At 70.0% G+C, this 25,744-nt stretch carries 26 protein-coding genes; 22 read left to right on the forward strand and 4 right to left on the reverse strand.

Features of this window, described 5'->3' with window-relative positions; all coding sequences use genetic code 11:
• Positions 1 to 48 precede the first annotated feature (48 nt).
• The gene (locus QMG86_RS08550; protein WP_281880847.1) at positions 49 to 777 is read right to left on the reverse strand and encodes an amino acid ABC transporter ATP-binding protein; all 729 of its coding nucleotides are present in this window, start codon (positions 775 to 777) and stop codon (positions 49 to 51) included.
• 346 nt (positions 778 to 1,123) lie between these two features.
• On the opposite strand from QMG86_RS08550, the gene miaB reads away from it, so the two are divergent.
• Positions 1,124 to 2,590, forward strand: a complete 1,467-nt coding sequence (miaB, locus tag QMG86_RS08555; RefSeq protein ID WP_281880848.1) for a tRNA (N6-isopentenyl adenosine(37)-C2)-methylthiotransferase MiaB — start codon at positions 1,124 to 1,126, stop codon at positions 2,588 to 2,590.
• Positions 2,587 to 3,312 (forward strand): Rv2732c family membrane protein, encoded by a 726-nt coding sequence (locus QMG86_RS08560; RefSeq protein ID WP_281878748.1) that lies wholly within the window; start codon positions 2,587 to 2,589, stop codon positions 3,310 to 3,312. The genes miaB and QMG86_RS08560 overlap by 4 nt, the downstream gene beginning before the upstream one ends.
• 3 nt (positions 3,313 to 3,315) lie before the next feature.
• Here the strand turns inward: QMG86_RS08560 and QMG86_RS08565 are convergent, their stop codons facing one another.
• Positions 3,316 to 4,692, reverse strand: a complete 1,377-nt coding sequence (locus tag QMG86_RS08565) for a DUF349 domain-containing protein (RefSeq protein WP_159838176.1) — start codon at positions 4,690 to 4,692, stop codon at positions 3,316 to 3,318.
• A 241-nt stretch (positions 4,693 to 4,933) separates the two neighbouring features.
• On the opposite strand from QMG86_RS08565, the gene QMG86_RS08570 reads away from it, so the two are divergent.
• The 8 genes from QMG86_RS08570 (at position 4,934) to QMG86_RS08605 (ending at position 14,223) form a co-directional block, all read left to right on the forward strand.
• Entirely contained in the window at positions 4,934 to 5,701 is a 768-nt protein-coding gene (locus QMG86_RS08570) for a class III extradiol ring-cleavage dioxygenase family protein (RefSeq protein WP_281878750.1), read from the forward strand.
• Positions 5,698 to 6,630, forward strand: coding sequence for a tRNA (adenosine(37)-N6)-dimethylallyltransferase MiaA (gene miaA, locus QMG86_RS08575; protein ID WP_281878751.1), 933 nt, complete (start codon positions 5,698 to 5,700; stop codon positions 6,628 to 6,630). Before QMG86_RS08570 ends, miaA begins: the two co-directional genes overlap by 4 nt.
• A complete protein-coding gene (locus QMG86_RS08580; protein ID WP_281878752.1) occupies positions 6,627 to 7,463 on the forward strand; it encodes a TrmH family RNA methyltransferase in 837 nt (278 codons plus the stop codon). The genes miaA and QMG86_RS08580 overlap by 4 nt, the downstream gene beginning before the upstream one ends.
• A gap of 33 nt (positions 7,464 to 7,496) precedes the next feature.
• Positions 7,497 to 8,378 carry a diaminopimelate epimerase gene (gene dapF / locus QMG86_RS08585; RefSeq protein ID WP_281880849.1) on the forward strand — a complete coding sequence of 294 codons (882 nt, stop codon included), beginning with the start codon at positions 7,497 to 7,499 and terminating at the stop codon, positions 8,376 to 8,378.
• Between the two features lie 207 nt (positions 8,379 to 8,585).
• Positions 8,586 to 10,013 carry a GTPase HflX gene (gene hflX, locus QMG86_RS08590; RefSeq protein WP_281880850.1) on the forward strand — a complete coding sequence of 476 codons (1,428 nt, stop codon included), beginning with the start codon at positions 8,586 to 8,588 and terminating at the stop codon, positions 10,011 to 10,013.
• A 370-nt stretch (positions 10,014 to 10,383) separates the two neighbouring features.
• Entirely contained in the window at positions 10,384 to 11,280 is an 897-nt protein-coding gene (locus tag QMG86_RS08595; protein WP_281878754.1) for a lysophospholipid acyltransferase family protein, read from the forward strand.
• Positions 11,281 to 12,053: 773 nt separating this feature from the next.
• On the forward strand, positions 12,054 to 13,199 hold the full coding sequence (locus QMG86_RS08600) for an acyl-CoA dehydrogenase family protein (RefSeq protein ID WP_281878755.1): 1,146 nt from the start codon (positions 12,054 to 12,056) through the stop codon (positions 13,197 to 13,199).
• A 121-nt stretch (positions 13,200 to 13,320) separates the two neighbouring features.
• Entirely contained in the window at positions 13,321 to 14,223 is a 903-nt protein-coding gene (locus QMG86_RS08605) for an alpha/beta hydrolase fold domain-containing protein (RefSeq protein WP_281878756.1), read from the forward strand.
• Positions 14,224 to 14,255: 32 nt separating this feature from the next.
• Here the strand turns inward: QMG86_RS08605 and QMG86_RS08610 are convergent, their stop codons facing one another.
• Positions 14,256 to 15,743, reverse strand: coding sequence for a sensor histidine kinase (locus tag QMG86_RS08610; protein WP_281878757.1), 1,488 nt, complete (start codon positions 15,741 to 15,743; stop codon positions 14,256 to 14,258).
• Positions 15,736 to 16,413 (reverse strand): response regulator, encoded by a 678-nt coding sequence (locus QMG86_RS08615; protein WP_281878759.1) that lies wholly within the window; start codon positions 16,411 to 16,413, stop codon positions 15,736 to 15,738. Before QMG86_RS08615 ends, QMG86_RS08610 begins: the two co-directional genes overlap by 8 nt.
• Before the next feature lie 115 nt (positions 16,414 to 16,528).
• Here QMG86_RS08615 and QMG86_RS08620 point away from each other — a divergent pair, with 115 nt between their 5' ends.
• The 12 genes from QMG86_RS08620 to QMG86_RS08670 all read left to right on the forward strand — a co-directional run bounded on the left by QMG86_RS08620 (position 16,529) and on the right by QMG86_RS08670 (position 25,744).
• Positions 16,529 to 16,903, forward strand: a complete 375-nt coding sequence (locus QMG86_RS08620) for a PepSY domain-containing protein (protein ID WP_281878761.1) — start codon at positions 16,529 to 16,531, stop codon at positions 16,901 to 16,903.
• A gap of 215 nt (positions 16,904 to 17,118) precedes the next feature.
• Positions 17,119 to 17,493, forward strand: a complete 375-nt coding sequence (gene hypA, locus QMG86_RS08625) for a hydrogenase maturation nickel metallochaperone HypA (RefSeq protein WP_281880852.1) — start codon at positions 17,119 to 17,121, stop codon at positions 17,491 to 17,493.
• Positions 17,451 to 18,296: a hydrogenase nickel incorporation protein HypB gene (gene hypB / locus QMG86_RS08630; RefSeq protein WP_281878762.1), complete on the forward strand. Its 846-nt coding sequence runs from the start codon at positions 17,451 to 17,453 to the stop codon at positions 18,294 to 18,296. Before hypA ends, hypB begins: the two co-directional genes overlap by 43 nt.
• A 92-nt stretch (positions 18,297 to 18,388) precedes the next feature.
• Positions 18,389 to 19,444 carry an NADH-quinone oxidoreductase subunit B family protein gene (locus tag QMG86_RS08635; RefSeq protein ID WP_281878763.1) on the forward strand — a complete coding sequence of 352 codons (1,056 nt, stop codon included), beginning with the start codon at positions 18,389 to 18,391 and terminating at the stop codon, positions 19,442 to 19,444.
• 11 nt (positions 19,445 to 19,455) lie between these two features.
• Positions 19,456 to 21,252, forward strand: coding sequence for a nickel-dependent hydrogenase large subunit (locus QMG86_RS08640; protein WP_281878764.1), 1,797 nt, complete (start codon positions 19,456 to 19,458; stop codon positions 21,250 to 21,252).
• A 32-nt stretch (positions 21,253 to 21,284) separates the two neighbouring features.
• Positions 21,285 to 22,199, forward strand: a complete 915-nt coding sequence (locus QMG86_RS08645; protein WP_281880853.1) for a NifU family protein — start codon at positions 21,285 to 21,287, stop codon at positions 22,197 to 22,199.
• The gene (locus tag QMG86_RS08650; RefSeq protein WP_281878766.1) at positions 22,196 to 22,831 is read left to right on the forward strand and encodes a DUF5947 family protein; all 636 of its coding nucleotides are present in this window, start codon (positions 22,196 to 22,198) and stop codon (positions 22,829 to 22,831) included. Before QMG86_RS08645 ends, QMG86_RS08650 begins: the two co-directional genes overlap by 4 nt.
• Positions 22,828 to 23,475, forward strand: coding sequence for a DUF6084 family protein (locus QMG86_RS08655; RefSeq protein ID WP_159838148.1), 648 nt, complete (start codon positions 22,828 to 22,830; stop codon positions 23,473 to 23,475). Before QMG86_RS08650 ends, QMG86_RS08655 begins: the two co-directional genes overlap by 4 nt.
• Entirely contained in the window at positions 23,472 to 24,785 is a 1,314-nt protein-coding gene (locus QMG86_RS08660; protein WP_281878770.1) for a hypothetical protein, read from the forward strand. The genes QMG86_RS08655 and QMG86_RS08660 overlap by 4 nt, the downstream gene beginning before the upstream one ends.
• A gap of 13 nt (positions 24,786 to 24,798) precedes the next feature.
• Positions 24,799 to 24,918, forward strand: coding sequence for a DUF6893 family small protein (locus tag QMG86_RS33700; RefSeq protein ID WP_085994907.1), 120 nt, complete (start codon positions 24,799 to 24,801; stop codon positions 24,916 to 24,918).
• A 21-nt stretch (positions 24,919 to 24,939) separates the two neighbouring features.
• Positions 24,940 to 25,257: a hypothetical protein gene (locus tag QMG86_RS08665; protein WP_281878772.1), complete on the forward strand. Its 318-nt coding sequence runs from the start codon at positions 24,940 to 24,942 to the stop codon at positions 25,255 to 25,257.
• 13 nt (positions 25,258 to 25,270) lie between these two features.
• Entirely contained in the window at positions 25,271 to 25,744 is a 474-nt protein-coding gene (locus QMG86_RS08670; protein WP_281878774.1) for a hydrogenase maturation protease, read from the forward strand.

Consider the following 25,744-nt stretch of genomic DNA (forward strand, 5'->3'; position numbering starts at 1 on the left):
AGTTCCTTCTCCCTATCCGTGGGTGTGCTGGCCGCTGTGTCCGGCAGGTCAGTGGCTCAAGATCTTGCCCAGGAAGTCCTTCGCGCGCTCGGACTTCGGCGCGGTGAAGAAGGCGTCCGGCGGCGCGTCCTCCACCACTTGGCCGTCGGCCATGAACAGCACCCGATTCCCCGCGCGGCGCGCGAAGCCCATCTCGTGGGTGACGACCAGCATCGTCATCCCGTCCTTGGCCAGCGAGACCATCACTTCGAGCACCTCGTTGACCATCTCCGGGTCCAGCGCGGAGGTCGGCTCGTCGAACAGCATCACCTTCGGGCTCATCGCCAGCGCCCTGGCGATGGCGACGCGCTGCTGCTGGCCGCCGGACAGCTGCGCCGGGTACTTGTCGGCCTGATCGGCGATGCCCACCCGGTCGAGCAGTTCCATCGCGCGGGCGCGGGCGGCGTCCTTCTTGACTTTGCGGACCTTGACCGGCGCGAGCATGACGTTCTCGACGATCGTCTTGTGCGCGAACAGGTTGAAGGATTGGAAGACCATGCCGACGTCGGCGCGCAGGGCGGCCAGTGCGCGGCCCTCGGCGGGCAGCGGGACGCCGTCGATGGCGATGTCGCCGGAGTCGATCGGCTCCAACCGGTTGATGGTGCGGCACAGTGTCGACTTCCCGGAGCCCGAGGGGCCCAGCACGATGACGACCTGCCCTTTGGGCACCTCGAGGTTGATGTCCTTGAGTACGTGGAGGTCGCCGAAGTGCTTGTCCACTTCGCGCATCAAGATCATCGGCGGTCCGCTTGTGGCGGCGCTGACGGCCCCGGCAGAGGCGTCCCCGGTCGTCGCGGGCGCGGCGTCGTCGTCGGTCATGGTCATGACCTTAGGCAAAAATCGGAAATTTGCCCGACTTTCCGCGACACACCGTCCCGCCGCGCCGATCGGACACTCGGGCGTAACCTCCCGGTTGCTCGGCCGTCGGCCGTAGACCGCCCGGAGCCTGCGCCGATGCCCGCGAAAGCCACCGTCGGCCGCCCCGTACCCTGGACGCGTGGATTCGATCGGACAGGCAGTGTTGGCTTCCGCTCCCGCCGAGGGCACAGCACGCAGTTACGAGGTCCGCACCTTCGGTTGCCAGATGAACGTGCACGATTCCGAACGCTTGTCGGGCTTGCTGGAGGACGCGGGCTACGTGAAGGCCGCGCCCGGCGCGACGGCCGACCTCGTCGTCTTCAACACCTGCGCGGTGCGTGAGAACGCCGACAACAAGCTCTACGGCACCCTCGGGCATCTGGCGCCGGTCAAGGCGAGCCATCCGGGCATGCAGATCGCCGTCGGCGGCTGCCTGGCGCAGAAGGACCGCGACGTCGTGGTGCGCAAGGCGCCGTGGGTGGACGTGGTCTTCGGCACGCACAACATCGGCTCGCTGCCCGTGCTGTTGGAGCGGGCGCGGCACAACCGGGAAGCCCAGGTGGAGATCCTGGAGTCGCTGGAGGCGTTCCCGTCCACGCTGCCCGCCAAGCGCGAGTCCGCCTATGCGGGCTGGGTCTCCATCTCGGTCGGCTGCAACAACACCTGCACCTTCTGCATCGTTCCGGCCCTGCGTGGCAAGGAGGTCGACCGCCGCCCCGGCGACGTGCTCGCCGAGGTACAGGCGCTGGTGGACCAAGGCGTGCTCGAGGTGACGCTGCTCGGCCAGAACGTGAACTCCTACGGCGCCTCCTTCGCCGACCCGAGCGAGCCGCGCGACCGCGGCGCGTTCGCCAAGCTGTTGCGCGCGTGCGGACGCATCGACGGCTTGGAGCGGGTCCGCTTCACCTCGCCGCACCCGGCCGAGTTCACCGACGACGTGATCGAGGCGATGGCCGAGACCCCGAACATCTGCCCGCAGCTGCACATGCCGCTGCAGTCGGGTTCGGATCGGGTGCTCAAGGCGATGCGCCGCTCTTACCGTAAGGCCCGCTACCTCGGCATCATCGACAAAGTGCGCGCCGCGATGCCGCACGCCGCGATCACCACCGACATCATCGTGGGCTTCCCGGGCGAGACCGAGGAGGACTTCCAGGACACCCTGGACGTGGTCCGGCAGGCGCGGTTCACCAGCGCGTACACCTTCCAGTACTCCAAGCGGCCCGGAACGCCCGCCGCCGGCATGCCCGATCAGCTGCCCAAGGCCGTCGTCCAGGAGCGCTACGACCGGCTCATCGCGCTGCAGGAGGAGATCTCCTTGGCCGCCAACCGGGAGCTGATCGGCACCGAGGTGCAGTTGCTGGTAGCCGAGGGCGCGGGCAAGAAGAACGCCGCGACCGCGCGCATGAGCGGCCGCGCCCGCGACGGCAGGCTGGTGCACTTCCGCCCGGGCGGCACCGCCGAGCCGATCCGCCCCGGTGACCTGGTCACCGTGGACATCACGGCCGCGGCGCCGCACCACTTGGTCGCCGACGCCGCGATCAAGACCCATCGCCGCACCCGTGCCGGTGACGCGCACGAACGCGGTGTCACGCCGAAGACCGCTCCGATCGGCGTCGGTCTGGGGCTGCCGCGCATCGGCGCGCCCGTCCCGGAACCGGCCGCCGCCGGCTGCTCCACCGGCTGCGGCGCATGACCACGCGCCCGGACGACAACGACGACGCCGCCGGCGGCGCCGAAGCTGCCGCGTCCGGCGACGACGAGCGCCGCGCGTCCGCGGCGACCCCGGGGCACGAGCCCGCGAGCCCCGCTGGCGACGAACGAAACGAGGACTCAGTGAGCTCGGTCGAGAGCACCGGCGATTTCGAGCAGTTCCGCGACGATCTGGACGCCGTCGAGCGCAGGATCGCCGGTGAGATCGATCCCGGCGTCCGCGCCATGGTCGTGGCCGGCGCGGTGTTCCTGTTGCTGGCGTCGCTGGTCCTGCCGCACGCGGGCGCGGCGCGCGGCTTCGACGTGCTGTTGAACACCGACGTCGCGCGGGCCGAGCACATCGGACTGCCCTCGCGGGTCTTCGTCTGGTTCCTCGTGGTCTTCGGCATCGGGTTCTCGATGCTGGCGCTGATGACCCGCCGCTGGGTGCTGGCCTGGATCGCGGTCGCGGGCAGCGCTGTGGCGAGCGTGTTCGGCGTGCTCTCGATCTGGCACCGCCAGACGCCCGGGGTCGGCAACTACATCGGCGCGGGCCCCGGTATCGGGCTGATCCTGGGCGCCATCGTCACCGTCGTGCTCACCTTCCACTGGATCCGCGTGGTGTGGAGCCGCACCGCGCTGCATTTGGCCGCTGAGGAGCAGCGCCGCAACGCCGCGACGGCCGCCGAGGAACGCGACCGCCGCCGCCTCATGGGCGATTCCTGATCGTCACCGGTTGCTGACGGCGCCTTCGGCGGCCTCGGCCCACTCCCGCCACTGTTTGGCCTGCTCCAGCGCTTTCTCGGCATCGCGGGCATTGCCCGCGGCCTGCGCTTTCGCGGCCTGCTCCTCGAACTGCGCCACGCGTTCCCGGAACTGCGCGGCACGCGCCATCGCCTCCGGATCGGTGCGCCGCCATTGCGCGTCCACGGCATCGCGCACGCGCTTCTCGATCGCGCGCAGCTTTCCTTCCAGTTCCTGCATGCGCTCGCGCGGCACCTTGCCGATGGCGTCCCACTTGTCCTGGAGTTCGCGCAGTGCGCTGCGGGCCGTTTCCAGATCGGCGGACGGATCGATGAAGGCGTAGGCGCTCAGCAGTTCCTCTTTGGCGGCCGCGTTCTGCTCGAACTCGGCGTCGCGCTCGGAGACGGCGGCGTTGCGGGCGGCGAAGAAGACGTCCTGCGCGCTCTTGAAGCGCCGCCACAGCGCCTCGTCGGCCTCCCGCGGCGCGCGGCCCGCGGCCTTCCACTCGGCGAGCAGGTCGCGGAAGACGCTCGCGGTGGCCACCCACTCGGTGGAACCGGACAGCTCCTCGGCCTGTACGCACAGCTCTTCCTTGCGCGCTTTCGCGGCGGCGCGTTCCCGGTCCAGCTCGGCGAAGTGCGCGCCGCGGCGGCGGTTGAACGCCTCGCGCGCTTTGGAGTAGCGCTTCCACAGCGCGTCGTCGACCTTGCGGTCCACGCCGCGGATGGATTTCCACTCGTCGAGGATCTCGCGCAACCGATCACCCGCCGCCTTCCACTGGGTGGACTCGGCGGCGATCTTCTCCGCCTCGGCGGCCAGCGCCTCCTTGCGTTCGGTGTGCTCGTGCCGGGCGCGTTCCTTCTCTTCCTTCGCGTGCGCGGCGGCCTCTTCGGAATGCTCGGCGATGGCCTGCAGGCGCCGGGCCAGGCCCTCGATGTCACCGATGACGGCGGCGGTCGGCAACGACTCGGCCAGCGCCGTCGCGGCGGCCTTGGTCTTGCGCGCGTCCGCCCCCGCGGCCAGCCTCGCTTCCAGCAGGGCGACCTCGGTGGCCAGATCGTCGAACCGGCGGCCGAAGTGCGCCAGGCCTTCCGCGGCGTCACCGGCCTGCCACGAGCCGACCTGTCGTTCGCCCTCGGCGGTCTTCACCCAGGCGGTGCCGTCCTCGTCGACCCGGCCCCACAGGCTCGGATCGGAGACGGTGGGCACGACGACGGGATGGGGATGCTGCTGGGCCGGGCCAGGGGCGGGTTTGACCGCGTGCGGCTTGGGCGGTTGAATCGAGCGGCCCGGTTTCGGAGCACCGGAAGAACGGGGCATCTTGCCGGGGCCGGCTTTCGCGGTTCCGTTGCTGTCGGTCATTTTTCCTCGTCCCTGCCGCGCGTCACGGCTGCCTGGTTACGCCCTAGCTCATCCCATTCAACCCGGTCCGAGCCCTTGTGACCATCGACCCATGCCTTCCCGAGGAGGAATCCCGGGGGTTTCCAACCCCTGATGACCTGGGTTGTAGCTCCTCGAACACTATCAATCCCGGCGGTGTTTCCGGGAGAGACACTCGAAGCCGGGCGGTACCGGTGGTCCCGGCAACGACTACGGTTACGACGTGTTCTCCGTCGCCGCCCTCGTTCCGTCGCCGCCCGTGCTGGTCCCCGAGCTGTGCGGCGGCGTGGCGGACGAGGCGGGAACAGGCGATCCGGATCCGCGCGTGGTGCTGCGGTCCGCTGTGCTCGACGCCGTGCGCGCCGTCGCGGCCGCGGCGGACCACTGGACGGTGATCGGCGTCGGCGGCGCGGACGAGCGCACGTTCGGCCCGGAGACCGTCGGTACGTTCCGCGGCTTCGGCGCTGACGTGCGGGTCGGTCTTTCCGGTGCGGCGGTCACGGGAACCGGGCGGGCTGACGCCGACCTGCCATTGGCCGTGCTGATCGGCGGGTGGCTGCGCGGACAGGTCGCCCCCGGCGCGATCGCCGAGGCGCGCGTGGTGCCCGCGGACGCGACGCCGGGGCACTGCCGCGAGGCCGGGGCGAAGACGCGTGCCGTGCTGGACGGCGACGTCGCGCCGCGCGGTGTGCTCGTCGTCGCCGACGGCGCCGCGACGCTGTCCACCAAAGCGCCCGGCTACCTGGACGAACGGGCTCGTCCGGCGCAGGACCGCCTGGACCACGCTCTGTCCACCGGCGATCGCGCCGCGCTGTGGGCGCTCGATCCCGGCCTGTGCGATGAGCTGGGCATCGCGGGACGCGCCGCCTACCAGGTGCTGGCCGGGCTGTTCCGCGCCGACCCGCTGGTCGAGACGCGTTACCGCGACGCCCCGTTCGGGGTCGGCTACCACGTGAGCCTCTGGCGGCCCGCGGGAGACGATGCGCCGTGACAGACTCCGGCATCACGCCGATCGCGGTGGTCGGCCCGACTGCCACCGGCAAATCGGACCTCGCCCTCGAGCTGGCCGAACGGCTCGGCGGCGAGATCGTGAACATCGACGCCATGCAGCTGTATCGGGGCATGGACATCGGCACCGCCAAGCTGCCCGTCGAGCAGCGCCGGGGCATTCCGCACCACCAACTCGACGTGCTCGACGTGACCGACACCGCGTCCGTCGCCGCCTATCAGGCGGCCGCCGCCGCGGACGTCGTCGCGATCATGCGGCGCGGCCGGGTGCCCGTCATCGTGGGCGGGTCGATGATGTACGTCCAGGCGCTGCTGGACCAGTGGGAGTTCCCGGCCACCGATCCGGCGGTCCGGGCGCGCTGGGAGGCGATGCTGGCCGAGGAGGGCGTCGCCGCCGTGCACGCGGCGCTGCGCGAGGCCGATCCGGTGGCCGCGGCCACCATTCTGCCCACCGACGGCCGCCGCATGGTGCGCGCGCTCGAGGTCGTGGAACTCACCGGGCGGCCGTTCGCCGCCTCCGCGCCGACGATCGGGCAGCCGCGCTGGGGCACCGTCGTCATCGGCGTCGACCGGGAGACCGCGGCCTTGGACGCGCGAATCGAGCGCCGCACCGCCGCGATGTTCGAGGGCGGGCTGGTGGAGGAGGTGCGCGGCCTCATCGAGCGGGGGTTGCGTGAGGGCGTGACGGCCCGCCGCGCCATCGGCTACGCACAAGTCCTGGCTTATCTGGACAACGAATACGACCTGAACCACGCTCAGGAACGCACCCTGATCGGCACCCGGCGCTACGTGCGCAGGCAACGCTCCTGGTTCCGGCGCGATCCTCGGGTGCGGTGGGTGGACGGCGCCGCCGCGGATCCGGCCGCGACGGCGCTGGCCCTGCTCGACGAGAAAGAACGGACCCCGCAGTGACCCGACGTGTGAGCACGCGCAACGCCTCCGTCCAGGTGTGGCAGGCCTACCTCAACAACCGCACCAAGCGCCATCGCGACGGCCGTTTCCTGGTGCAAGGGGTCCGTCCGATCACGCAGGCCATGGCCAACGACTGGCCGCTGGAGACGCTGCTGTACCGGCTCGGCGGCCCGGAGCTGTCGAGCTGGGCGCGCGAAGTGCTGGACACCAGCGGCGTGCCGCAGGTCGGCTTGGTGCCCGAGCTGATGGCCGAACTCGGCGAGAAGTCCGGCGGGATCCCGGAACTGGTGGCGGTCGCCGAGTCGCGGCAGCCGGAGCTGGAAACCTTCGAGCCGGGCGAGCCGGGGGAGGACGCGCCGGTGGTCGTGGTGTTCGACCGGCCCAACTCGCCGGGCAACCTGGGCACCCTGATCCGCTCGGCGGACGCGTTCGGCGCCAGCGGGGTCGTAATCACCGGTCACGGCGCCGACCAGTACGACCCGCTGGCCGTGCGCGCCTCGACCGGCTCGCTGTTCGCCGTGCCGGTGTTCCGCGCCGCCGGGCCCGCGCAGGTGCTGGAGTTTCGCAACCGGCAGGTGCGCCGTGGCATCCCGACCCGCATCGTGGGGACCGACGAGCACGGCAGGCACGCCGCCTACGACTACGACTTCACCGAAGCGACTATTCTTGTCGTCGGCAACGAGACCAGCGGGATGAGCTCCGCCTGGCAGACGGCCTGCGACGACATGGTGCACATCCCGATGGGCGGCACGGCCAGTTCCCTGGGGGCGCCCTCGGCCGCGGCGGTGGCGCTCTACGAAATTTCCCGGCAGCGCCGGACGTTTGCCAGATGACGACGAGATAGGGAGACATCACCCGTGCCGGACATCGAGTTCACCAAGGGCCACGGCACCCAGAACGACTTCGTCGTGCTGCCGGACCCGCAGGCCGACCTGGCGCTGACGGCCGCGCAGGTCGGCGCGCTGTGCGATCGCCGCCGCGGACTCGGCGCGGACGGCGTGCTGCGGGTCGCGCGGGCCGGCGCGTTGCTGGCCGCCGGTGTGCTCGCGGAGGTTCCGGAGGATGTCGGCGCCGACGACTGGTTCATGGACTACCGCAACGCCGACGGTTCGATCGCCGAGATGTGCGGTAACGGCGTGCGCGTCTTCGCCCACTACCTGACCGCGTCGGGACTGGAGACTCGCGACAGCTTCGTCGTCGGCAGCCGCGCCGGGGCGCGCCCGGTGACGGTGCACGCCGGGAACGCGGTCACCGGGGACGTCACCGTGGGCATGGGGCGGGTGCGCGAACTCGGCGCGTCCACCGCGACCATCGCGGGCTGGGCGCTGCCTGGGATCGGCATCGATGTCGGCAATCCCCATCTGGCCTGCGTCGATCCGGGGATGTCCGCGGACGCGCTCGGCAAGCTCGATCTGACGGTGCCGCCCGGCTTCGACCCGGACCTGTTCCCGCACGGCGTGAACGTCGAGATCGTCACCGCGCTGGACGGCGAGCGGTCGGTCGACATGCGGGTCTACGAGCGCGGCGTGGGCGAGACCCGTTCCTGCGGAACGGGAACCGTCGCCGCGGCCGCCGCGGCGCTGGCCGCCGACGGCTTCCGGATCCCCGAGGACACCGGCCGGGTGACGGTCCGTGTCCCCGGGGGCGAATTGACCGTCGGCCTCGAGCGCGGCACGGCGTGGCTGCGCGGGCCGTCGGTGCTGGTCGCCACCGGCCGCCTCGCCGGATCGTGGTGGAACGGCCGGTGAGCGGCGCCGCGCGCCGATAACCGGGTGCGTGCTGCGGTGATGTCGTGGCAGCATGGATGGTGTATGAGGAAATCAGAGACGTATGAATTCACTCCGGCGGACGCGCCTGATGACGCCGCCGCGGCGGATGACGCCGTGACCGCCGACGACAACGTGACCGGCGCAGACGCCGCGACCGGGGACGTCGTCGCCGAGCACAAGGCCCGGATGGACCGATCGGGCTGGTCGGCCGATCCGACGGTGGGCGAACTCCAGTTGGAGGACCGCAGCTCGCTACGACGGGTCGCGGGCCTGTCCACCGAACTCGCCGACATCACCGAGGTCGAGTACCGGCAGCTGCGCTTGGAACGCGTCGTGCTGGTCGGTGTGTGGACCACGGGAACCGCCGCGCAGGCCGAGGCGAGCATGGCCGAGCTGGCGGCGCTCGCCGAGACCGCGGGCTCCGAGGTGCTGGAAGCGCTGATCCAGCGCCGCGACCGGCCGGATCCGGCCACCTACATCGGCTCGGGCAAGGCCGACGAGCTGCGCTCGGTGGTGCTGGAGACCGGCGCCGACACCGTCATCTGCGACGGCGAGCTGACTCCAGCACAGCTGACCGCTCTGGAGAAGGTGGTCAAGGTCAAGGTGGTCGACCGGACCGCGCTGATCCTGGACATCTTCGCCCAGCACGCCACCTCCCGGGAGGGCAAGGCGCAGGTTTCGCTGGCCCAGATGGAGTACATGCTGCCCCGGCTGCGCGGCTGGGGTGAGTCGATGTCCCGGCAGGCCGGTGGTCGCGCGGGCAGCAACGGCGGCGTGGGTCTGCGCGGTCCCGGTGAGACCAAGATCGAAACCGATCGTCGTCGCATCCGCGAGCGCATGGCCAAGTTGCGCCGGGAGATCCGGGAGATGAAGACGGCGCGCGACACCATGCGGGCGCGCCGCACGTCCAGCGGCATCCCGTCCGTCGCGATCGTCGGTTACACCAACGCGGGCAAGTCGAGCCTGATGAACGAACTCACCGGCTCCGGCGTGCTGGTGCAGGACGCGCTGTTCGCCACCCTCGATCCCACCACCCGCCGGGCCGAGCTGGACGACGGGCGCGAGGTCGTCTTCACCGACACGGTCGGCTTCGTGCGGCATCTGCCGACCCAGCTGGTCGAGGCGTTCCGCTCCACCTTGGAGGAGGTGACCGGCGCCGACCTGCTGCTGCACGTGGTGGACGGCTCCGACGCGCTGCCCGCCGAGCAGATCAAGGCGGTCCGCGAGGTCATCACGGATGTGATCAAAGAGTCCGGCACGCCGGCCCCGCCCGAACTGCTGGTGGTGAACAAGACCGACGCGATGGGCCCGACCGAGCTGACGAAGCTGCGTGCGCTGCTGCCGGACGCGTCCTTCGTCTCCGCGCGCGGTGGCCAGGGCATCGACGCGCTGCGCGAGCGGCTCGCCGAGATGCTCGGCGGCTTGGACGTGGAGATCAGTGTGCTGCTGCCGTACACGCGCGGCGACCTGCTCGCCCGCATCCACGCCGACGGCCGCATCCTGGGCTCGGATCACGAGGAGGGGGGAACCCGCGTGCGCGCACGCGTCCCCCATGCTCTCGCCGCCGCCCTGTCGGAGTACGCGCATGCGGGCACGACCGGTACCCAGGAGTAGTGCGAGAGCCCCACTCTTCGAGCGGTGACTCTTGCCGCGTGTTCGATGCGCACTGGTTCGGAGCGCATCATGGGTGCCGTCGACCCGCCGATGGACGTTCGCGCGGAACTTGCCCGCGGCCGCACATGCCACGACGGCAGGCTGGTGCACAGGGGCTGTCACGGTTCTGCGCCGTGTGGGCGCGCATCGGAGCGGCGCGCCGACGACCCGGCGTAGCGCCGATGAAATGCGAGTTCGCGACGGGCTTGCCGGGTCGTGAATGAGCTGGTCGATCGACCGGATCGGGCGTGTCGTGACGTGACGCGCACATCCGGTGCGACGCAGTCGATTTCGTTGCGCTATCGTCATCGAATCGACACCAGGAGGGTTCATGTCGGACGCCCGCTCCGATTCCCGCACCCGGCGCTCCGGCGCCGCGAACAGCGCCGACCCGGCGCTCACCGACGGAGCGCCGCTGTCGGTCTCGCTGACCGACACCGATCTGCGGGTGCTCGACACCCTGCTCGCTCCGCTGCGCGCGTGGACCAGTCCGCGTTTCTACGGTTTGGAGAACATCCCGGCCGACGGCCCGGTGCTGCTGGTCGGTAACCACAACCTGCTCGGCGGCATCGACGCGCCGATGCTGCTGCCCGAGGTGCTGCGCCGCCGCGGCCGCCTGATCCGCGGGCTCGCCGAGAACGTGCTGATCAACGTGCCCGGTGTCCGGCACTTGCTGCACCACTACGGCGCGGTGCGCGGCACCCGGTCCAACTGCCTGGCCCTGCTGCGGCGCGGCGAGGCGGTGATGGTGTTCCCGGGCGGCGGGCGGGAGGCGGTCCGCCGCAAGAACGAGAAGTACCTGCTGAAGTGGGAGGGCCGCAGCGGTTTCGCGCGCATGGCCATCGAGGCGGGTGCGCCTATCGTCCCGGTCGCGATGATCGGCGTCGACGACGCGTACGACATCGTGGTGGACGGCGACCATCCGCTGCTGCGCCCGCTGCGCTGGACCGTGGAAGCGCTCGGGCTCAGCCGCGACCTCACCCCGCCGCTCATCCGCGGTGTCGGCCCCACCGTGATCCCGCGCCCGGAGCGCTTCTATTTCTCCGCGGGCGCGCCCATCGATCCGGCGCCCTGGCGCAACGCCGGCGATATGCACGCCGCCGCCACGGAGTTCCGCGACGTGGTGCGCAAGGCGCTCGAGGAGGAGATGAACTTCCTCTTCGCCGAACGGGCGCGCGACGAAGGCCGCACTCTGGTCGGCCGCTTGCGCGGCTGGCTGACGCGCTGACGGTTTCGGCGGCCGGACCGTCACTGCCGCGAGACGGGGTTTGCGCGGTCACGCGAACCGGTCGGCGGGCCGAGTCGTCGGAACGGGTTGGGTGACGGCCGCTTCTCGATCCCGGCATGAGCTGGTCACACCGGCGGAGGGCCGGGCTGACTGTCACGTCCGGGGCCGCGCATCTCGCGCACGACTGGGATCGCTGGGCACTCACTCCGGACGTCACCGATTGACACCACCAGCCCGGTCGACGGATCGGAACTCGCGGGCCGGGTGATAGCCGCGGCGAGGTTGTCATCGGCGCGCGGTGCCGACCCGGCTGTCCGGTGTCTCGCCCGGCTCGGCTTCGGCGGTGGTCGCCCGGTTCGTCGTCTCGATTTCATCGGCCGATGCGCGGCTGGTGAAGCACCCGGGACGGTCGTCGGTGATCGGTGCCTGGTCGATGGCAAGGGATGGCGCGCCGAACCGCTTGTTCGTGGGGCGTCGTTGCCGGTACCGGAGCGGCGACTCGCGGCCCGGCACCGCCTGCTGACGGCGGGTCGACGGATCGCCCGCCCGCGAATCGGCGGTCGTCGGCGTTACGCCTCCGGGTGGTCTTCCCCATCGTCCGGAGCCATCGGCCGTTTGCCGGGAATCTCGTCCGCTGATCTCGACCCAGTTCGCCGCTCCTGGTGAGACCATGGTTCTGGCCCCAGAAGTGAACAGGGATTCTCCTTCCGGGTACGGTATGGGGCAACGACTGGTCGGTGTGGACCGGCCGGTGTGGTCACTAGGAGGTTGGCGTGGAACGCACACTGTTCGAACCCGAGCACGAACTGTTCCGGGAGTCGTTCCGCAAGTTTCTCGATCAGCACGTCGCGCCGAATCACGCGAAGTGGGAGGAGCAGGGCATCGTCGACCGGGCGGTCTGGCTCGAGGCGGGCAAGCAGGGCTTCCTCGGCATGGCCATGCCGGAGCAGTACGGCGGCGGCGGGGTGAAGGACTTCCGCTACAACGCCATCGTCTCGGAGGAGTGCGTGCGCGGTCAGTACTCCGGCCTCGGCTTCTCGCTGCACAACGATGTGATCGCGCCTTACCTGCTCGAGCTGGCCAACGACGAGCAGAAGCAGCGCTGGTTGCCCGGCTTCTGCGCGGGCGAGATCATCACCGCGATCGCGATGACCGAACCGGGCACCGGTTCGGACCTGCAGGGCATCAAGACCCGCGCGGTGCGCGACGGGGACGACTGGATCCTCAACGGCGCCAAGACCTTCATCACCAACGGCATCAACTCCGACATCGTGATCGTGGTGGCACAGACCGACCCGGAGAAGGGCGCGATGGGCTTCAGCCTGTTCGTGGTCGAGCGCGGCATGCCCGGTTTCGAGCGCGGCCGCAACCTGGACAAGCTCGGCCTCAAGGCCCAGGACACCGCCGAGCTGAGCTTCACCGACGTCCGCGTGCCCGGCAAGAACCTGCTCGGCACCGAGGGGATGGGCTTCATCCACCTCATGCACAACCTGCCGCAGGAGCGGCTGTCGATCGCCGTCATGGCGGCGGCGGCCATGGAGTCCTGCCTGGACATGACCATCCAGTACGTCCGCGACCGCAAGGCGTTCGGCAAGCCGATCGGGGCGCTGCAGAACACCCGTTTCGTGCTCGCCGAACTGGCCACCAAGACCACCGCGGTGCGCCTGATGGTGGACAAGTTCATCGAACTGCTGAACGAGGGCAAACTGACCGCCGAAGACGCGGCGATGGCCAAGTGGTGGAGCACCGAGGAACAGCTCGACCTGATCAACCGCTGCTTGCAGCTGCACGGCGGCTACGGCTACATGAAGGAATACCCGATCGCCAAGGCCTACATGGACGCCCGCATCCAGACCATCTACGGCGGCACCACCGAGATCATGAAGGAGATCATCGGGCGCAGCCTGAAATTGTCCTGAGCGTACGCCGTTTCGGCTCGGGCCGACGTCCGCCGCCGGCCCGAGCGTCGTCTGCGGCACAATCGCCTCCCGAGGGGTTGAAGGACTCGTTCCGTCCATCGCCCGGAGCGGAGGAGATGCGATGCCGAGTCTGGCCAACCAGGTCGTGCGCGGATATCTGAAGGCGACGCGCGCCAATCGTGTGTTCGTCGATGCCGACGCGGCGCGCGAGCGGGTCCGCGACCGGAGCGTACGGCCCCGGCGCTATGGCCCGCCGCGCCGGCTGCGCGCCGATGTGGCGATCGCGGTGGACCGGCGCGGCGGCTGGCCGGTCTACACGCTCACTCCGCGGGGGCGGCCGCCGCGAGGCAATGTGGTCTACGCGCACGGTGGCGGCTGGGTGCACGAGATCGCCCCGCAGCACTGGGCGCTCTGCGCGGCCGTCGCCGCCGACACCGGTGCGGCCGTGACGGTCCCGATCTACCCGCTGGTCCCATTCGGGACGGCCGGGCCGGTCGTGCGCGGCTTCGCTGATCTGGTGCTCGCCAACCGTGAAACGTACGGAAACGTCTGCCTCGCCGGAGATTCCGCCGGGGGACAGATCGCTCTGTCGACCGCGGTGGTGCTGCGCGACGAGTCTTCGGTGCGACTGCCGGGTACCGTGCTGATCGCGCCCGCTCTCGACCTCTCGCTGACCAACCCGGAGATCGCTGTCGTGCAGCCCCGTGACCCGTGGCTGGGTGTCGCGGGATCAAGGGTGTTCATCGAGTACTGGCGGGGAGATCTCGGCATCGCCGACCCGCGGGTCAGCCCGCTTGCCGCCGACCCGCGCGGGCTGGGTCCGTTGACGGTTTTCTGTGGCACCGACGACATCCTGTACCCGGACACCTGCCTGCTGGTGGAGGCGGCTCGCGGCGCCGGGGTCGCGGTGGAGTATCACGAAGGCCCCGGGCTCCCGCATGTCTATCCGCTGACTCCTACTCCGGAGGGCCGTGCCGCCCGCAGGGTCGTCGTCGAGAGGTTGCGTAGCGCGCTCGCAGGCTGATAAGGCGCTCGTCGTGGCGTGACGACCCCGGTTCACGTACCGGACCCGGGCAACGTCACCACGAAGCAGGCGCCGGGTGCGCCGTCGGTGACGCGGATGGTTCCCCCGTGGCGTTCGACGACGTCGCGGACGATGGCGAGGCCGAGACCCGCGCCACCCTCGTCGCGGCTGCGCGCGTCGTCCAGGCGGACGAATCGCTGGAAGATGCGGTCGCGCTCGGCGGGCGGCACACCCGGGCCGTCGTCGGTGACCGACAGCACCGCTCGCCCGTCGGCGTCACGGTCCACGGCGACCCGGACGGTGCTCGCGGCATGCCGCTGGGCGTTGTCGACGAGGTTGCCCAGGACGCGAGCGAGCTGGGTACGGCTTCCGGTCACCGCCACGGCCTGCTCCGGCGTCGCGATCTGCACGGCGACCCGGTCGCGGACGCGGTGCTCCAACTCCTCGCGGACCAGGACGGTCAGATCCACGCGATCGGCGCGCGGCTGTTCGCCCGCGTCGAGCCGGGCCAGCAGCAGCAGGTCGGCCGCGAGATGTTCCAGCCGGATGGTGTCGCCGATCAGTCCGTCGAGCTCCAGCAGTTCGGGATGGGCTTGGGCCACCTCGAGTTGGGTGCGCAGGCTCGCGATGGGGCTGCGCAATTCGTGGGCGGCGTCGGCGATGAACCGGCGCTGGCGTTCGGTGGATTCTTCCAGCGCGGCGAGCGTGGCGTTGGTGGTGCTCGCCAGCCTGCCGATCTCGTCGCGAGAGCCCGGTTCCGGCACGCGCCGGGAGAGATCACCGTCCACGATCTCGGCGAGCTGCCTGCGGATCGCCTCCACCGGGCGCAGGGCGCGCCGGGTGACCAGCCAGGTCACCAGGGCCACGACTGTGAGCAGCGGCGGCAGTCCGATCAGCATCGCCTGCCGCGCGTCCGCCACCGCGCTGTGGGCGGTCTCCAGCGAGGAGCCCGCGTAGACGGTGGCAGGCTGCCCGCCGGGGGTTCGCACCGCGAGGGCGGCGACGCGGAACGGGTGCGGTCCGTCCTCGGCGTCGACCGTCAGCCATACGTCTCCGAATTCGGGTTCGGCCGACGACGGATCCGTGGACGGCGAGGAGCTTTCGTCGTCGTCGGCTTCCTCTTCCTCGTCTTCCTCGTCGTCTTCTTCCTCGCCTTCGTCGTCTTCGTCTTCGCCCTCGGCAGCCCTCGAGTACGGCCCGAAGTCGGCCATCGGCGGTTTCCCCGCGAGGTCGTCGTCGGCCGCGAGAACCCGGCGGTCGAGCGAAACCAGCTGCACCGGTTCGTTTTCGGCGTCTGGAAGTCGCAAGCGGGCGGGATCGGTGCCGGCCGCGAGCTGGGCCGCCACGTCGTGCGCGGTGGTCTCCGCCTGCAATTCCGCGCTGTGCGCCAGGTTGTGCCGCAGCACCGCCAGCACCACCAGCCCCGCCGCCGTGAGCGCCACCGCGACCACGGCCGTCGCCGCCACCGTGGTGCGTGTGCGGACCGAACGCCACCAGGCCCGGCCGCTCCGCTCAGGCACGGTCTGCTGCCAGCCGGTAGCCCGCGCCGCGGACGGTGGTGATCGATCGGCGCCCGAACGGCGCGTCGATCTTGCGGCGCAAGGTGCTGATGTAGACCTCGACGATGTTCGGATCGCCGTCGTAGGCGAAGTCCCACACGTGGTGCAGGATGTCGGCCTTCGACACCACCTCTCCGGCTCGCACGGCCAGGTGCTCGAGCACGGCGAACTCCTTGGCGGTGAGCGTCACCTCTTCCGAGCCGCGGCGGCAGGTCCGGGTGCCGGGGTCAACGACGAGGTCGCCGACGCGCAGCACCCGTGCGCCGCCGCGAGTCCGCCGGCGCAACAGGGCCCGAATGCGGGCCAGCAGCACCAGGTAGGAGAACGGCTTGCTGAGGTAGTCGTCCGCCCCGGTGTCCAGGCCCTCGGCCTCGTCGTATTCGCCGTCTTTCGCGGTCAGCATGAGCACCGGCGTCTCGTGGCCCCCGGCGCGCAGCGCTGCGCAGACCCGGTAGCCGTTCATGCCGGGCAGCATGATGTCGAGGATGATCAGGTCGTAGTCGGTGGTGGTCGCCAGATGCAGGCCCTCGGCGCCGTCGTGCACCACATCCACGGCAAAACCCTCGGCCGACAAGCCTTTTGCCAGTGTGAGAGCCAAACGTTTCTCATCCTCGACGATCAGCAGACGCATCCACCAAGAGTGGCAGACCGATCCTGAAACCGTCTTCAGGTCGCTTCAGGCGGCCTTCAGTTCTGTGCGACAAGGTGAACGCATTCCGAAGCAGCACTCCCGCAGGAGGTTTCGCATGACAACCGTATTCCGCCGCGCCTACGCCGGGCTCCGCTGGCTCCTCGTCGGCACGGCCGTCGCGGCTGCCGTCGTCGGCCTGAGCGCCGTTCTGGCCGCGGTCGCCACCGGTGGCCCGGACGACCACACCGTCGCCTTCCGCTCGTCCGCGGCGGACTGGTCGCTGGTGGCCGACACCGGCGTCAGCAGGCAGCAGGCCATCGACAAGGCGCTCGAAGCCGTGCCGGGCGGGCAGGTTCGGTCCACCGAATTCGACACCGAGGGCGGCGTCCCCGTATGGGAAGTGGAGGTCGTCACGCCCGCGGGCGTGGAGCACGACGTGACGATCGATGCGAGCAGCGGCGCGGTCCGCAGCGCGGCCGACCACGACTGAGCCCTTCCATCCGGGGCCGACGACGCGGGTGTGACGGGTCGGCCCACGGGTGAGCGTACGAGGTGTCAGCTGCCGGGCGGCGGGGATCCGGAGGGAGATCCCGGCCGCGGCTTCGCCGCCGCCCTGAGGTACCGCAGAAGCATCGACGTTCTGCCCTTCGGTCGGTTTGCCCAGGAGTAGCCTCAAGGTTGTCCACTCGAGGGATCGAGGTCGGGATGCACGAGATGGCCATTACGCGCAGTGTCATCGACGCCGTCTGTGAGCACGCGGCGGGCCGGCGGGTCCACTCCGTCACCGTCGAGGTCGGCGCGCTGTGCGCCGTCGTGCCGGATGCCATGCGGTTCTGTTTCGAGGTGGCGGCCGAAGCGACCGTCGCCGAGGGCGCCGAACTGGTCCTGGTGGAGATCCCCGGGGTCGCGGCCTGCCGGACCTGCGGCGCCGAGTTCCGGTTGCGAGATCCGATCCTGCTGTGTCCCTGCGGCAGCGCCGACGTCGAGATCCGCTCCGGGCGCGAGCTGCGTATCCGATCCATGGAGGTGAGTGAGGCATGTGCGCAACCTGCGGGTGCGGCGACGACGCCGCCGCGCTGATTCGCGTCCCGCACGACCACCAGCACTCCGAAGGGCACGAGCACGCCCACACGGCGGACCGCCAGCCGCACGAGCACGAACACGGCCCGGACGCCGATCACGTGCACCTGCCCGCCACCGAGACGGTCACCCTGGAACTGAAGGTGCTGGCCAAGAACGACGAACTGGCGCAGCGCAACCGGGCCTGGCTGGCCGAGCGCGGCATCGTCGCGCTCAACATGACCAGCTCCCCGGGCGCGGGCAAGACCACGCTGCTGGAACGCACCATCCGCGAATCCGGACAGGCCCCGATCGCGGTCGTCGAGGGCGACCAGGCCACGCTGCTGGACGCCGAGCGGATCAAGGCCACGGGGTGCCGCGTCGTGCAGGTCAACACCGGCGCGGGATGCCACCTGGACGCGGAGATGATGTACCGCGCCCTGGAGGCGCTCGACCCCGCGCCGGGCACGCTGCTGTTCGTGGAGAACGTCGGCAACCTGGTCTGCCCGGCGTTGTTCGACCTGGGGGAGCGGGAGAAGGTGGTGCTCGTCTCGGTGACCGAGGGGACCGACAAGCCGCTGAAGTACCCGCATATGTTCCAGGCGGCGGGGCTGGTGCTGGTGAACAAGACCGACCTGCTGCCGTATGTCGATTTCGACCTGGACCGATGCCGGGAATACATCCATTCGATACATCCCGGCGTCGAGGTCCTCCCGCTGTCCGTGAGCAGCGGTGCAGGCCTGTCTACCTGGTACGACTGGCTGGTCGCGCGGCGCGGCGCGGCCGGTCCGGCGGCTCTTGAGGAAGCCGCCGGACGCGCTTAAGGTGAAGTGATCAGGATCACATCTGCGGGTGACCCCTTCTTCGAGAAAGGCGAGATTCGGCCCCCGGTGGTCCGCTGCGGAAGGTGGCGGGAATGCCCACTCAGGAAGCAGTACGAGCCGAAGAAACACTGATCCACGTGCTCTGGATCAACGCGGGACTCAGTTGTGACGGTGACTCGGTCGCCTTGACGGCGGCTACGCAGCCGAGCGTCGAAGAGATCGCCCTCGGCTCCCTCCCCGGTCTGCCCAAGATCGCCGTGCACTGGCCGCTCATCGACTTCGAGTGCGGTCCCAACGGCGGCGCCGACGATTTCCTGGAGTGGTTCTTCAAGGCCGACCGCGGGGAACTCGAACCGTTCGTCCTGGTGGTCGAGGGCTCGATCCCGAACGAGCAACTCAAGGACGAGGGCTACTGGTGCGGGTTCGGCAACAATCCCGCCACCGGCCAGCCCATGACCACCAGCGAATGGCTGGACCGTCTCGCGCCGAAGGCCACCGCCATCATCGCGGCGGGCACCTGCGCGACCTACGGCGGCATCCACGCGATGGCGGGCAACCCGACCGGTGCGATGGGCGTGCCCGACTATCTCGGCTGGGACTGGAAGAGCAAAGCTGGTATTCCGATCGTCTGCGTGCCGGGTTGCCCGATCCAGCCGGACAACATGTCGGAGACGCTCACCTACCTGCTCTACATGGCGACCGGACAGGCGCCGATGATCCCGCTGGACGACGCGCTGCGGCCCAAGTGGTTGTTCGGGGCGACCGTGCACGAGGGCTGCGACCGCGCGGGCTACTACGAGCAGGGTGAGTTCGCCACCGAGTACGGCTCGCCGAAATGCATCGTGAAGCTGGGCTGCTGGGGGCCGGTGGTCAAGTGCAACGTTCCCAAGCGCGGCTGGATCAACGGCTTGGGCGGCTGCCCGAACGTCGGCGGAATCTGCATCGGCTGCACCATGCCCGGCTTCCCGGACAAGTTCATGCCGTTCATGGACGAACCGCCCGGCGGCAAGTTCTCGTCCACCGCATCGGGGCTCTACGGATCGGTGATCCGCAGCCTCCGTCACATCACCGGACGCACGGTCGACAAGGAGCCGCACTGGCGGCACCGGGGCCGGAAGCTGGAGACCGGCGCGACCCGCACCTGGTAGGAGGATCTCTGATGACTCAGATCATCCCGGAGCCGTCCCACAAAACGATCGAGCCGGATCGTCTCGTCGAGATGGCGTGGGACCCGATCACTCGCATCGTGGGCAGCCTCGGCATCTACACCAAGATCGACTTCGAGAATCGGGAAGTGGTCGAGTGCCACAGCACCTCGTCCATCTTCCGCGGCTACTCGATCTTCATGAAGGGCAAGGACCCGCGCGACGCGCACTTCATCACCAGCCGCATCTGCGGCATCTGCGGCGACAACCACGCCACCTGTTCGTGCTACTGCCAGAACATGGCCTACGGCGTGCGCCCGCCGCACCTCGGCGAGTGGGTCGTCAACCTGGGCGAGGCCGCCGAGTACATGTTCGACCACAACATCTTCCAGGAGAACCTGGTCGGCGTGGACTACTGCGAGAAGATGGTCTCCGAGACCAACCCGGGCGTGCTGGCCAGGGCGGAGAACACCGAGGCGCCGCACGCGGGCGACCACGGGTATCGCACGATCGCCGACATCATGCGGGCGCTCAATCCGTTCACCGGTGAGTTCTACCGGGAGGCGCTGCAGGTCAGCCGGATCACCCGGGAGATGTTCTGCCTGATGGAAGGCAGGCACGTGCATCCGTCCACGCTGTATCCCGGTGGACCCGGCACGGTCGCGACCATCCAGCTGATGACCGACTACCTGTCCCGGCTGATGCGCTACGTGGAGTTCATGAAGAAGGTCGTGCCGATGCACGACGACCTGTTCGACTTCTTCTACGAGGCGATGCCGGGCTACGAGAAGGTCGGTCTGCGCCGCACGCTGCTGGGTTGCTGGGGCTCGTTCCAGGACCCGGAGGTGTGCAATTTCGAGTACAAGGACATGGCGGACTGGGGCCGGAAGATGTTCGTCACCCCCGGCGTCGTGGTCGACGGCAAGCTGCTGACCACCTCCCTGGTCGACATCAACCTTGGCCTGCGGATCCTGCTGGGCAGCTCGTACTACGAGGACTGGACCGATCAGGAGATGTTCGTGAAGACCGATCCGCTGGGCAATCCGGTGGACCGGCGCCACCCGTGGAATCAGCACACCAATCCCCGGCCGCAGAAGCGGGACCTGGACGAGAAATACAGCTGGGTGATGTCGCCGCGCTGGTTCGACGGCACCGACCACCTCTCCCTGGACACCGGCGGCGGCCCGCTGGCGCGACTGTGGTCGACGGCGCTGGCCAACCTGATCGACATCGGTTACGTGAAGTCGACCGGCAACAGCGTGCAGATCAACCTGCCCAAGACCGCGTTGAAGGGCCCGGTCACGCTGGAGTGGAAGATCCCGGCGCATGGCAGCAACACGCTGGAGCGCAACCGCGCCCGCACCTACTTCCAGGCGTACGCGGCGGCCTGCGCGCTGCATTTCGCGGAGAAGGCGATGGCGGAGATCCGGGCCGGCCACACCAAGACCTGGGAGAAATTCGAGGTCCCCGAGGAGGGCATCGGCTGCGGCTTCACCGAGGCGGTGCGCGGCGTGCTGTCGCATCACATGGTGATCCGGGACGGCAAGATCGCCAACTACCACCCGTATCCGCCGACGCCGTGGAACGCCAGCCCGCGCGACAGCTACGGCACGCCGGGACCCTACGAGGACGCGGTGCAGGGCCAGCCGATCTTCGAGGAGAACGACCGCGAGCACTTCAAGGGCATCGACATCATGCGCACCGTGCGCAGTTTCGATCCCTGCCTGCCGTGCGGCGTGCACATGTACCTCGGCAAGGGCAAGACGCTGGAGCAACTGCACTCACCGACGCAGACGCTCACCCCCGAGTGAGGCCGCGTCGGGCGGAACGACCGGAGGTGACGGTGGAGGATCGCCCGGACGACCAGGACGACGCGACGCTCGGTGACGCCCGGTGGCGGGAAGCCGGTGACCGCATCGAGACGTTGCTGGAGGCGAGTTCGGCGGGCGGTGCGCTCGCGCGCGAGCGCGCCGAACAGCTTGTGCGCGAACTGGTCGAACTCTACGGCGCGGGCCTGACCCGCGTCGTCGGCTTGCTCGATCCGCAGGCGGTCGAGCGGTTGGCCGGCGACGATCTGGTGGCGAGCCTGCTGCTGGTGCACGGGCTGCACCCGCACGATGTGACCACCCGGGTGCGGACCGCGCTGGACAGCGTGCGCCCCTACCTCGGTTCGCACGGCGGCGACGTCCACCTGGTCGAGATCGTCGACGGGGTGGTTCGCTTGGAACTGGCGGGCAGTTGCAAGAGCTGCCCGTCCTCGTCGGTGACGCTCGAACTGGCCGTCGAGGACGCCGTCCGGGCGGCGGCGCCGGAGATCGAGTCCATCGAAGTCGTCGCCGCGCAGACGGAGTCGGCGGGGGTGATCTCCGCCGACTCGCTGTTCTCGCGCGTGCGCGCGGACGGCGCGCGGTCCGGGAGCTGGGTCGCGGTCCCCGAACTGGCCGAGCTGAGCGCGGGCGAGGTGGGTGGCTTCGCCGTCGCCGGGTCGACCGTGCTGGCCTGCCGGGTGGGCGAGGACGTGTACGCCTACCGGGACCACTGTCCCGGCTGCGACCGTTCCCTCGCCGGAGCGACGCTGGAACGGCGCGTGGGATTCCCGGCCGGTGACGCGGTGCTGCGGTGCCCGACCTGCCGGGCGCACTACGACGTGGTGCATGCGGGCGCCCGCGTCGACGGAGAGGGGCATCTCGACCCGCTTCCCGTGCTCGTGCGATCGGGTGAACTGTCGGTTGCGGTGCCGGTGGGGGTGCACGGGTGAGCACACCGTTCCGCGCGCTACAGCGGATCGCCGCCGACCGCAGGCCCGCGCCGCGGCCCGGCGAACGGTGCGAGATGTGCGCGGAGCCGATCGCCGACCAGCACCAGCACGTCGTGAACGTCGAGGGCAGGCAGCTGATGTGCGTGTGCCGCGGCTGCTATCTGCTGTTCGTCGACCAGCACGCGGAGCTGCGCTATCGAGCGGTGCCGGACCGGTATCTCGCGTTCCCCGGATTCACGATCAGCGAGGCGGAATGGGACGCGCTGGAGATCCCGGTGAACCTGGCGTTCTTCTTCCGCAATTCCGCGCTGGGCCGGACGGTGGCGTTCTATCCCGGGCCCGCGGGTGCGACGGAATCGGAACTGCCGCTGGAGCAGTGGAACGCGATCCTGCACCGGCATCCCGAGTTGGACGTGCTCGCTCCCGACGTGGAAGCGCTGCTGATCCGGGTGCCCGACCGCAGGACCGAGCGGGCGGCCTGCCTGCTGCTGCCGATCGACGCCTGTTACGAGTTCGTCGGCCGGATGCGGCTGCTGTGGCGTGGTTTCGACGGCGGCCAGGACGTGCACCGGTATCTGGAGCAGTTCTTCGCCGACGCGTCGGCGCGCGCGAAATCCGGTGGTGCGGCATGAGCCCGGTGTACTCGACGACGTTCGCCGTGCTCGAGATGAAACCCGAGCCGTACGCCGTCGCGCCGATCCTGTCGGCGCGCGTCGGCATCGCCGCGTTGGCGGAGGAACCCGTGCACGCCATCGCCTTGCGCGCGCAGGTGCGCATCGAACCGTTCCGCCGCGGCTATTCCGACGAGGAAGCCGTGGGGCTGGTCGATCTGTTCGGCCCGCGCGAGCGATGGCACGAGACGCAGCGTTCGTTTCTCTGGATGCACTGCGCCACCATGGTTCCGAGCTTCACCGGCGGCGCCGAAGTGGATCTGCCGATGCCGTGCACCTACGACTTCGAGGTTTCCGGGTCGAAGTACCTGCACGCGTTGCGCGACGGTGTCGTTCCGCTGCTGTTCCTGTTCAGCGGGACCGTTTTCATCCGGGGCAGCACCGGATTCGCCATCCAGCAGATCCCGTGGGACCGCGAGGACAAGTTCGAGATGCCGGTGTCGGTGTGGCAGAACCTGATGGCCGCCTACTTCCCGAATTCCGGGTGGGTGCGGCTGCACAACGACACCCTCCGGGCGCTGGCCGCCTACAAATCCGGCCACGGTCTGCCCGGCTTCGACGACGCGGTGACCCGGCTGCTGACCAGCGCCGAGGAGACGTCGTGACCACCGCGCAAGCCCGCGCCCGCGCCGTGGCCGACGCGGTGCTCTACGAGGGCTATCTGCTCTATCCCTACCGCGCCGACGCGCGCAAGAACCAGGCGCGATGGCAGTTCGGTGTGCTCGGGCCGCCCGGGGCCGCCGCCGCGGGCCTCGGCGAGGAATCGACGCTGTCGGCGCAGTGCCTGATCCGCCCCGGCGAGCATCCGCGACTCACCCTGACCGTTCGTTTCCTCCAGTTGCAGCGCCGCCAAGTGGTGAACGGGGACGGCGCGCCCGTCGCCGAGCTGACCGAGGGCGGGCGGTGGTGGCTGTCCTGGGATGAAGCGGTCGAACGGGAGGTCGCTGTCGGCCCGCTCGGGCCCGGTCGCCTCGTCCAGCCCCTGGACATACCGGGCGGCTCCGACATGGAGGAGATCGCCGCCCCCGCGCAGGGCACCTTCGTGCGCAGCAGACTGCCGTTGGCGGGTGAACTGGAACTCGCCGCCGACCGGGACGACGGATTCCTGCGGCTGACGGTCGTCCTGCGCAATGTCGGCGCGCCCGCGGCCGACCAGCGTGACGCCATCGGCCGCTCGCTGATCGGCGCGCACGTCATCGCGGAGATCAACGGCGGCGAGTTCGTCTCGCTGCTGGAGCCGCCGCCGGACGCGGTGGCCGCGGCCGCCCGCTGCGATCGGCACCGCTGCTTCCCGGTGCTCGCGGGCCCGCCCGGCGACTACAGCATGCTGCTGATCTCGCCGATCATCCTCTACGACCACCCGGAGATCGCGCAGCAGAGCGAAGGCGCGCTGTTCGACTCCACCGAGATCGACGAGATCCTCACGCTGCGGATCCTCACGATGACCGACGCGGAGAAGGCGCGGGCGCGCGCCACCGATCCGCGCGCGGCGGAGATCATCGACCGCTGCGAAGCCATGTCACCCGACGCCATGCGGCAGCTGCACGGGGTCCTGCGCGATCCACATGCCGAGGGTCCGGGGCTGATCCCGGAGATCCCGGAGGGCGTCGATTGGTGGGATCCGCTCGCCGACGGCGCCGTTCGCCCGGATGTCGACGCGGTGCCCGTCGCGGGCGTGCTCGTGCGCAAGGGCAGCCGGGTCCGGTTGCATCCGGCGCGCCGGGCCGACGCCCAGGACCTGTTCTTCGACGGACAGTGCGCGCGGGTCGTGTCGGTCCACGAGGACGTGGACGGGCAGGCGCACGTCGGGGTCGTGCTGGACGACGACCCGGCGGCCGAGCTGCACGAATGGTATGGCCGCTACCTGTATTTCGCGCCCGACGAACTGGAGCCGCTCGACGGCACCGAGGAATGAAAGGAAATCCGCTATGGAAACCGTGGGAGTGGTCTCGACGACCGTCGTCGCCGTGCTGGTGGCGGCGGGGGTGTATCTCGGCGTGCGGTCGATTCCGGATCTGCGGCGATACCTCAAGATCCGGCACATGTAGCGGGGACCGGAAAGGAGCATCATGGGTGAGCATCGCGAAGAGCCGCAGTCGGCACGTGGCGCGCCGGGTTCGCGCGACGCGGGCGCGGGCGTCGCGGCCGGAGGCCCCGCGGATCGGAAGCCGGGGCATATCGATCACGAGGAGATGACCTCCGCGCATTCGGAGGACACCAAGAAGGAGACCGAGTTCTCCTCGGAGGCCCCGCCCGCGACGGAATCGGCGGCGCCTCCCTACGACGAGCGCAAGGAGACCGCCAACGCCCCCGCGGAGACGGCGACCGGCGAGGTCGACGACGCGCGTGTGGGCGGGGCGACGACGCCCACCGAGAAAGAGGGGTGACCCGACGGCCGCGGTGCTGGTCGCCGGGATCGGCAACATCTTCCTCGGCGACGACGGATTCGGACCGGAGGTGGTGCGGCGGCTGCCGCGCCACCCGGACCCGGGCGTGCGTGCGGTGGACTACGGCATCCGCGGCATGCATCTCGCCTACGACCTGCTCGATCGCTGGGACGCGCTGGTGCTGGTCGACGCGCTGCCAGACCGCGGGGCGCCCGGCCGGGTCGAGGTGTTCGGCGCCGCGCCGGAGAACACCGGCCCCGCGCCGCTGGACGCCCACGCGATGAGCCCGGACGCCGTCTTCGCCGGAGTTCGCGCGCTGGGTGGCGTGCTGCCGCCCACCGTGGTGATCGGCTGCCAGGTCGCCTGCGCCGAAGAGGGCATCGGTCTGTCGGAGCCGGTCGCGGCGGCGGTGGACGAGGCGGTCGCGGCGGTGGGCGACGTGGTCGCCGCGCTGCTCCCGCGGGCCACAGCAGAACAGGAGGACTGA

This window comes from Nocardia sputorum, assembly GCF_027924405.1.
Lineage (GTDB): Bacteria > Actinomycetota > Actinomycetes > Mycobacteriales > Mycobacteriaceae > Nocardia > Nocardia sputorum.

Excerpts from the sequence above, each read along its gene's own strand:
- QMG86_RS08550 (WP_281880847.1), bottom strand. The coding sequence starts at position 777 with ATGATCTTGATGCGCGAAGTGGACAAGCACTTCGGCGACCTCCACGTA.
- miaB (WP_281880848.1), top strand. The coding sequence starts at position 1,124 with ATGAACGTGCACGATTCCGAACGCTTGTCGGGCTTGCTGGAGGACGCG.
- QMG86_RS08560 (WP_281878748.1), top strand. The coding sequence starts at position 2,587 with ATGACCACGCGCCCGGACGACAACGACGACGCCGCCGGCGGCGCCGAA.
- QMG86_RS08565 (WP_159838176.1), bottom strand. The coding sequence starts at position 4,692 with ATGACCGACAGCAACGGAACCGCGAAAGCCGGCCCCGGCAAGATGCCC.
- hflX (WP_281880850.1), top strand. The coding sequence starts at position 8,586 with ATGGACCGATCGGGCTGGTCGGCCGATCCGACGGTGGGCGAACTCCAG.
- QMG86_RS08595 (WP_281878754.1), top strand. The coding sequence starts at position 10,384 with ATGTCGGACGCCCGCTCCGATTCCCGCACCCGGCGCTCCGGCGCCGCG.
- QMG86_RS08605 (WP_281878756.1), top strand. The coding sequence starts at position 13,321 with ATGCCGAGTCTGGCCAACCAGGTCGTGCGCGGATATCTGAAGGCGACG.
- QMG86_RS08615 (WP_281878759.1), bottom strand. The coding sequence starts at position 16,413 with ATGCGTCTGCTGATCGTCGAGGATGAGAAACGTTTGGCTCTCACACTG.
- QMG86_RS08620 (WP_281878761.1), top strand. The coding sequence starts at position 16,529 with ATGACAACCGTATTCCGCCGCGCCTACGCCGGGCTCCGCTGGCTCCTC.
- hypA (WP_281880852.1), top strand. The coding sequence starts at position 17,119 with ATGCACGAGATGGCCATTACGCGCAGTGTCATCGACGCCGTCTGTGAG.
- hypB (WP_281878762.1), top strand. The coding sequence starts at position 17,451 with ATGTGCGCAACCTGCGGGTGCGGCGACGACGCCGCCGCGCTGATTCGC.
- QMG86_RS08635 (WP_281878763.1), top strand. The coding sequence starts at position 18,389 with ATGCCCACTCAGGAAGCAGTACGAGCCGAAGAAACACTGATCCACGTG.
- QMG86_RS08640 (WP_281878764.1), top strand. The coding sequence starts at position 19,456 with ATGACTCAGATCATCCCGGAGCCGTCCCACAAAACGATCGAGCCGGAT.
- QMG86_RS08655 (WP_159838148.1), top strand. The coding sequence starts at position 22,828 with ATGAGCCCGGTGTACTCGACGACGTTCGCCGTGCTCGAGATGAAACCC.
- QMG86_RS33700 (WP_085994907.1), top strand. The coding sequence starts at position 24,799 with ATGGAAACCGTGGGAGTGGTCTCGACGACCGTCGTCGCCGTGCTGGTG.
- QMG86_RS08665 (WP_281878772.1), top strand. The coding sequence starts at position 24,940 with ATGGGTGAGCATCGCGAAGAGCCGCAGTCGGCACGTGGCGCGCCGGGT.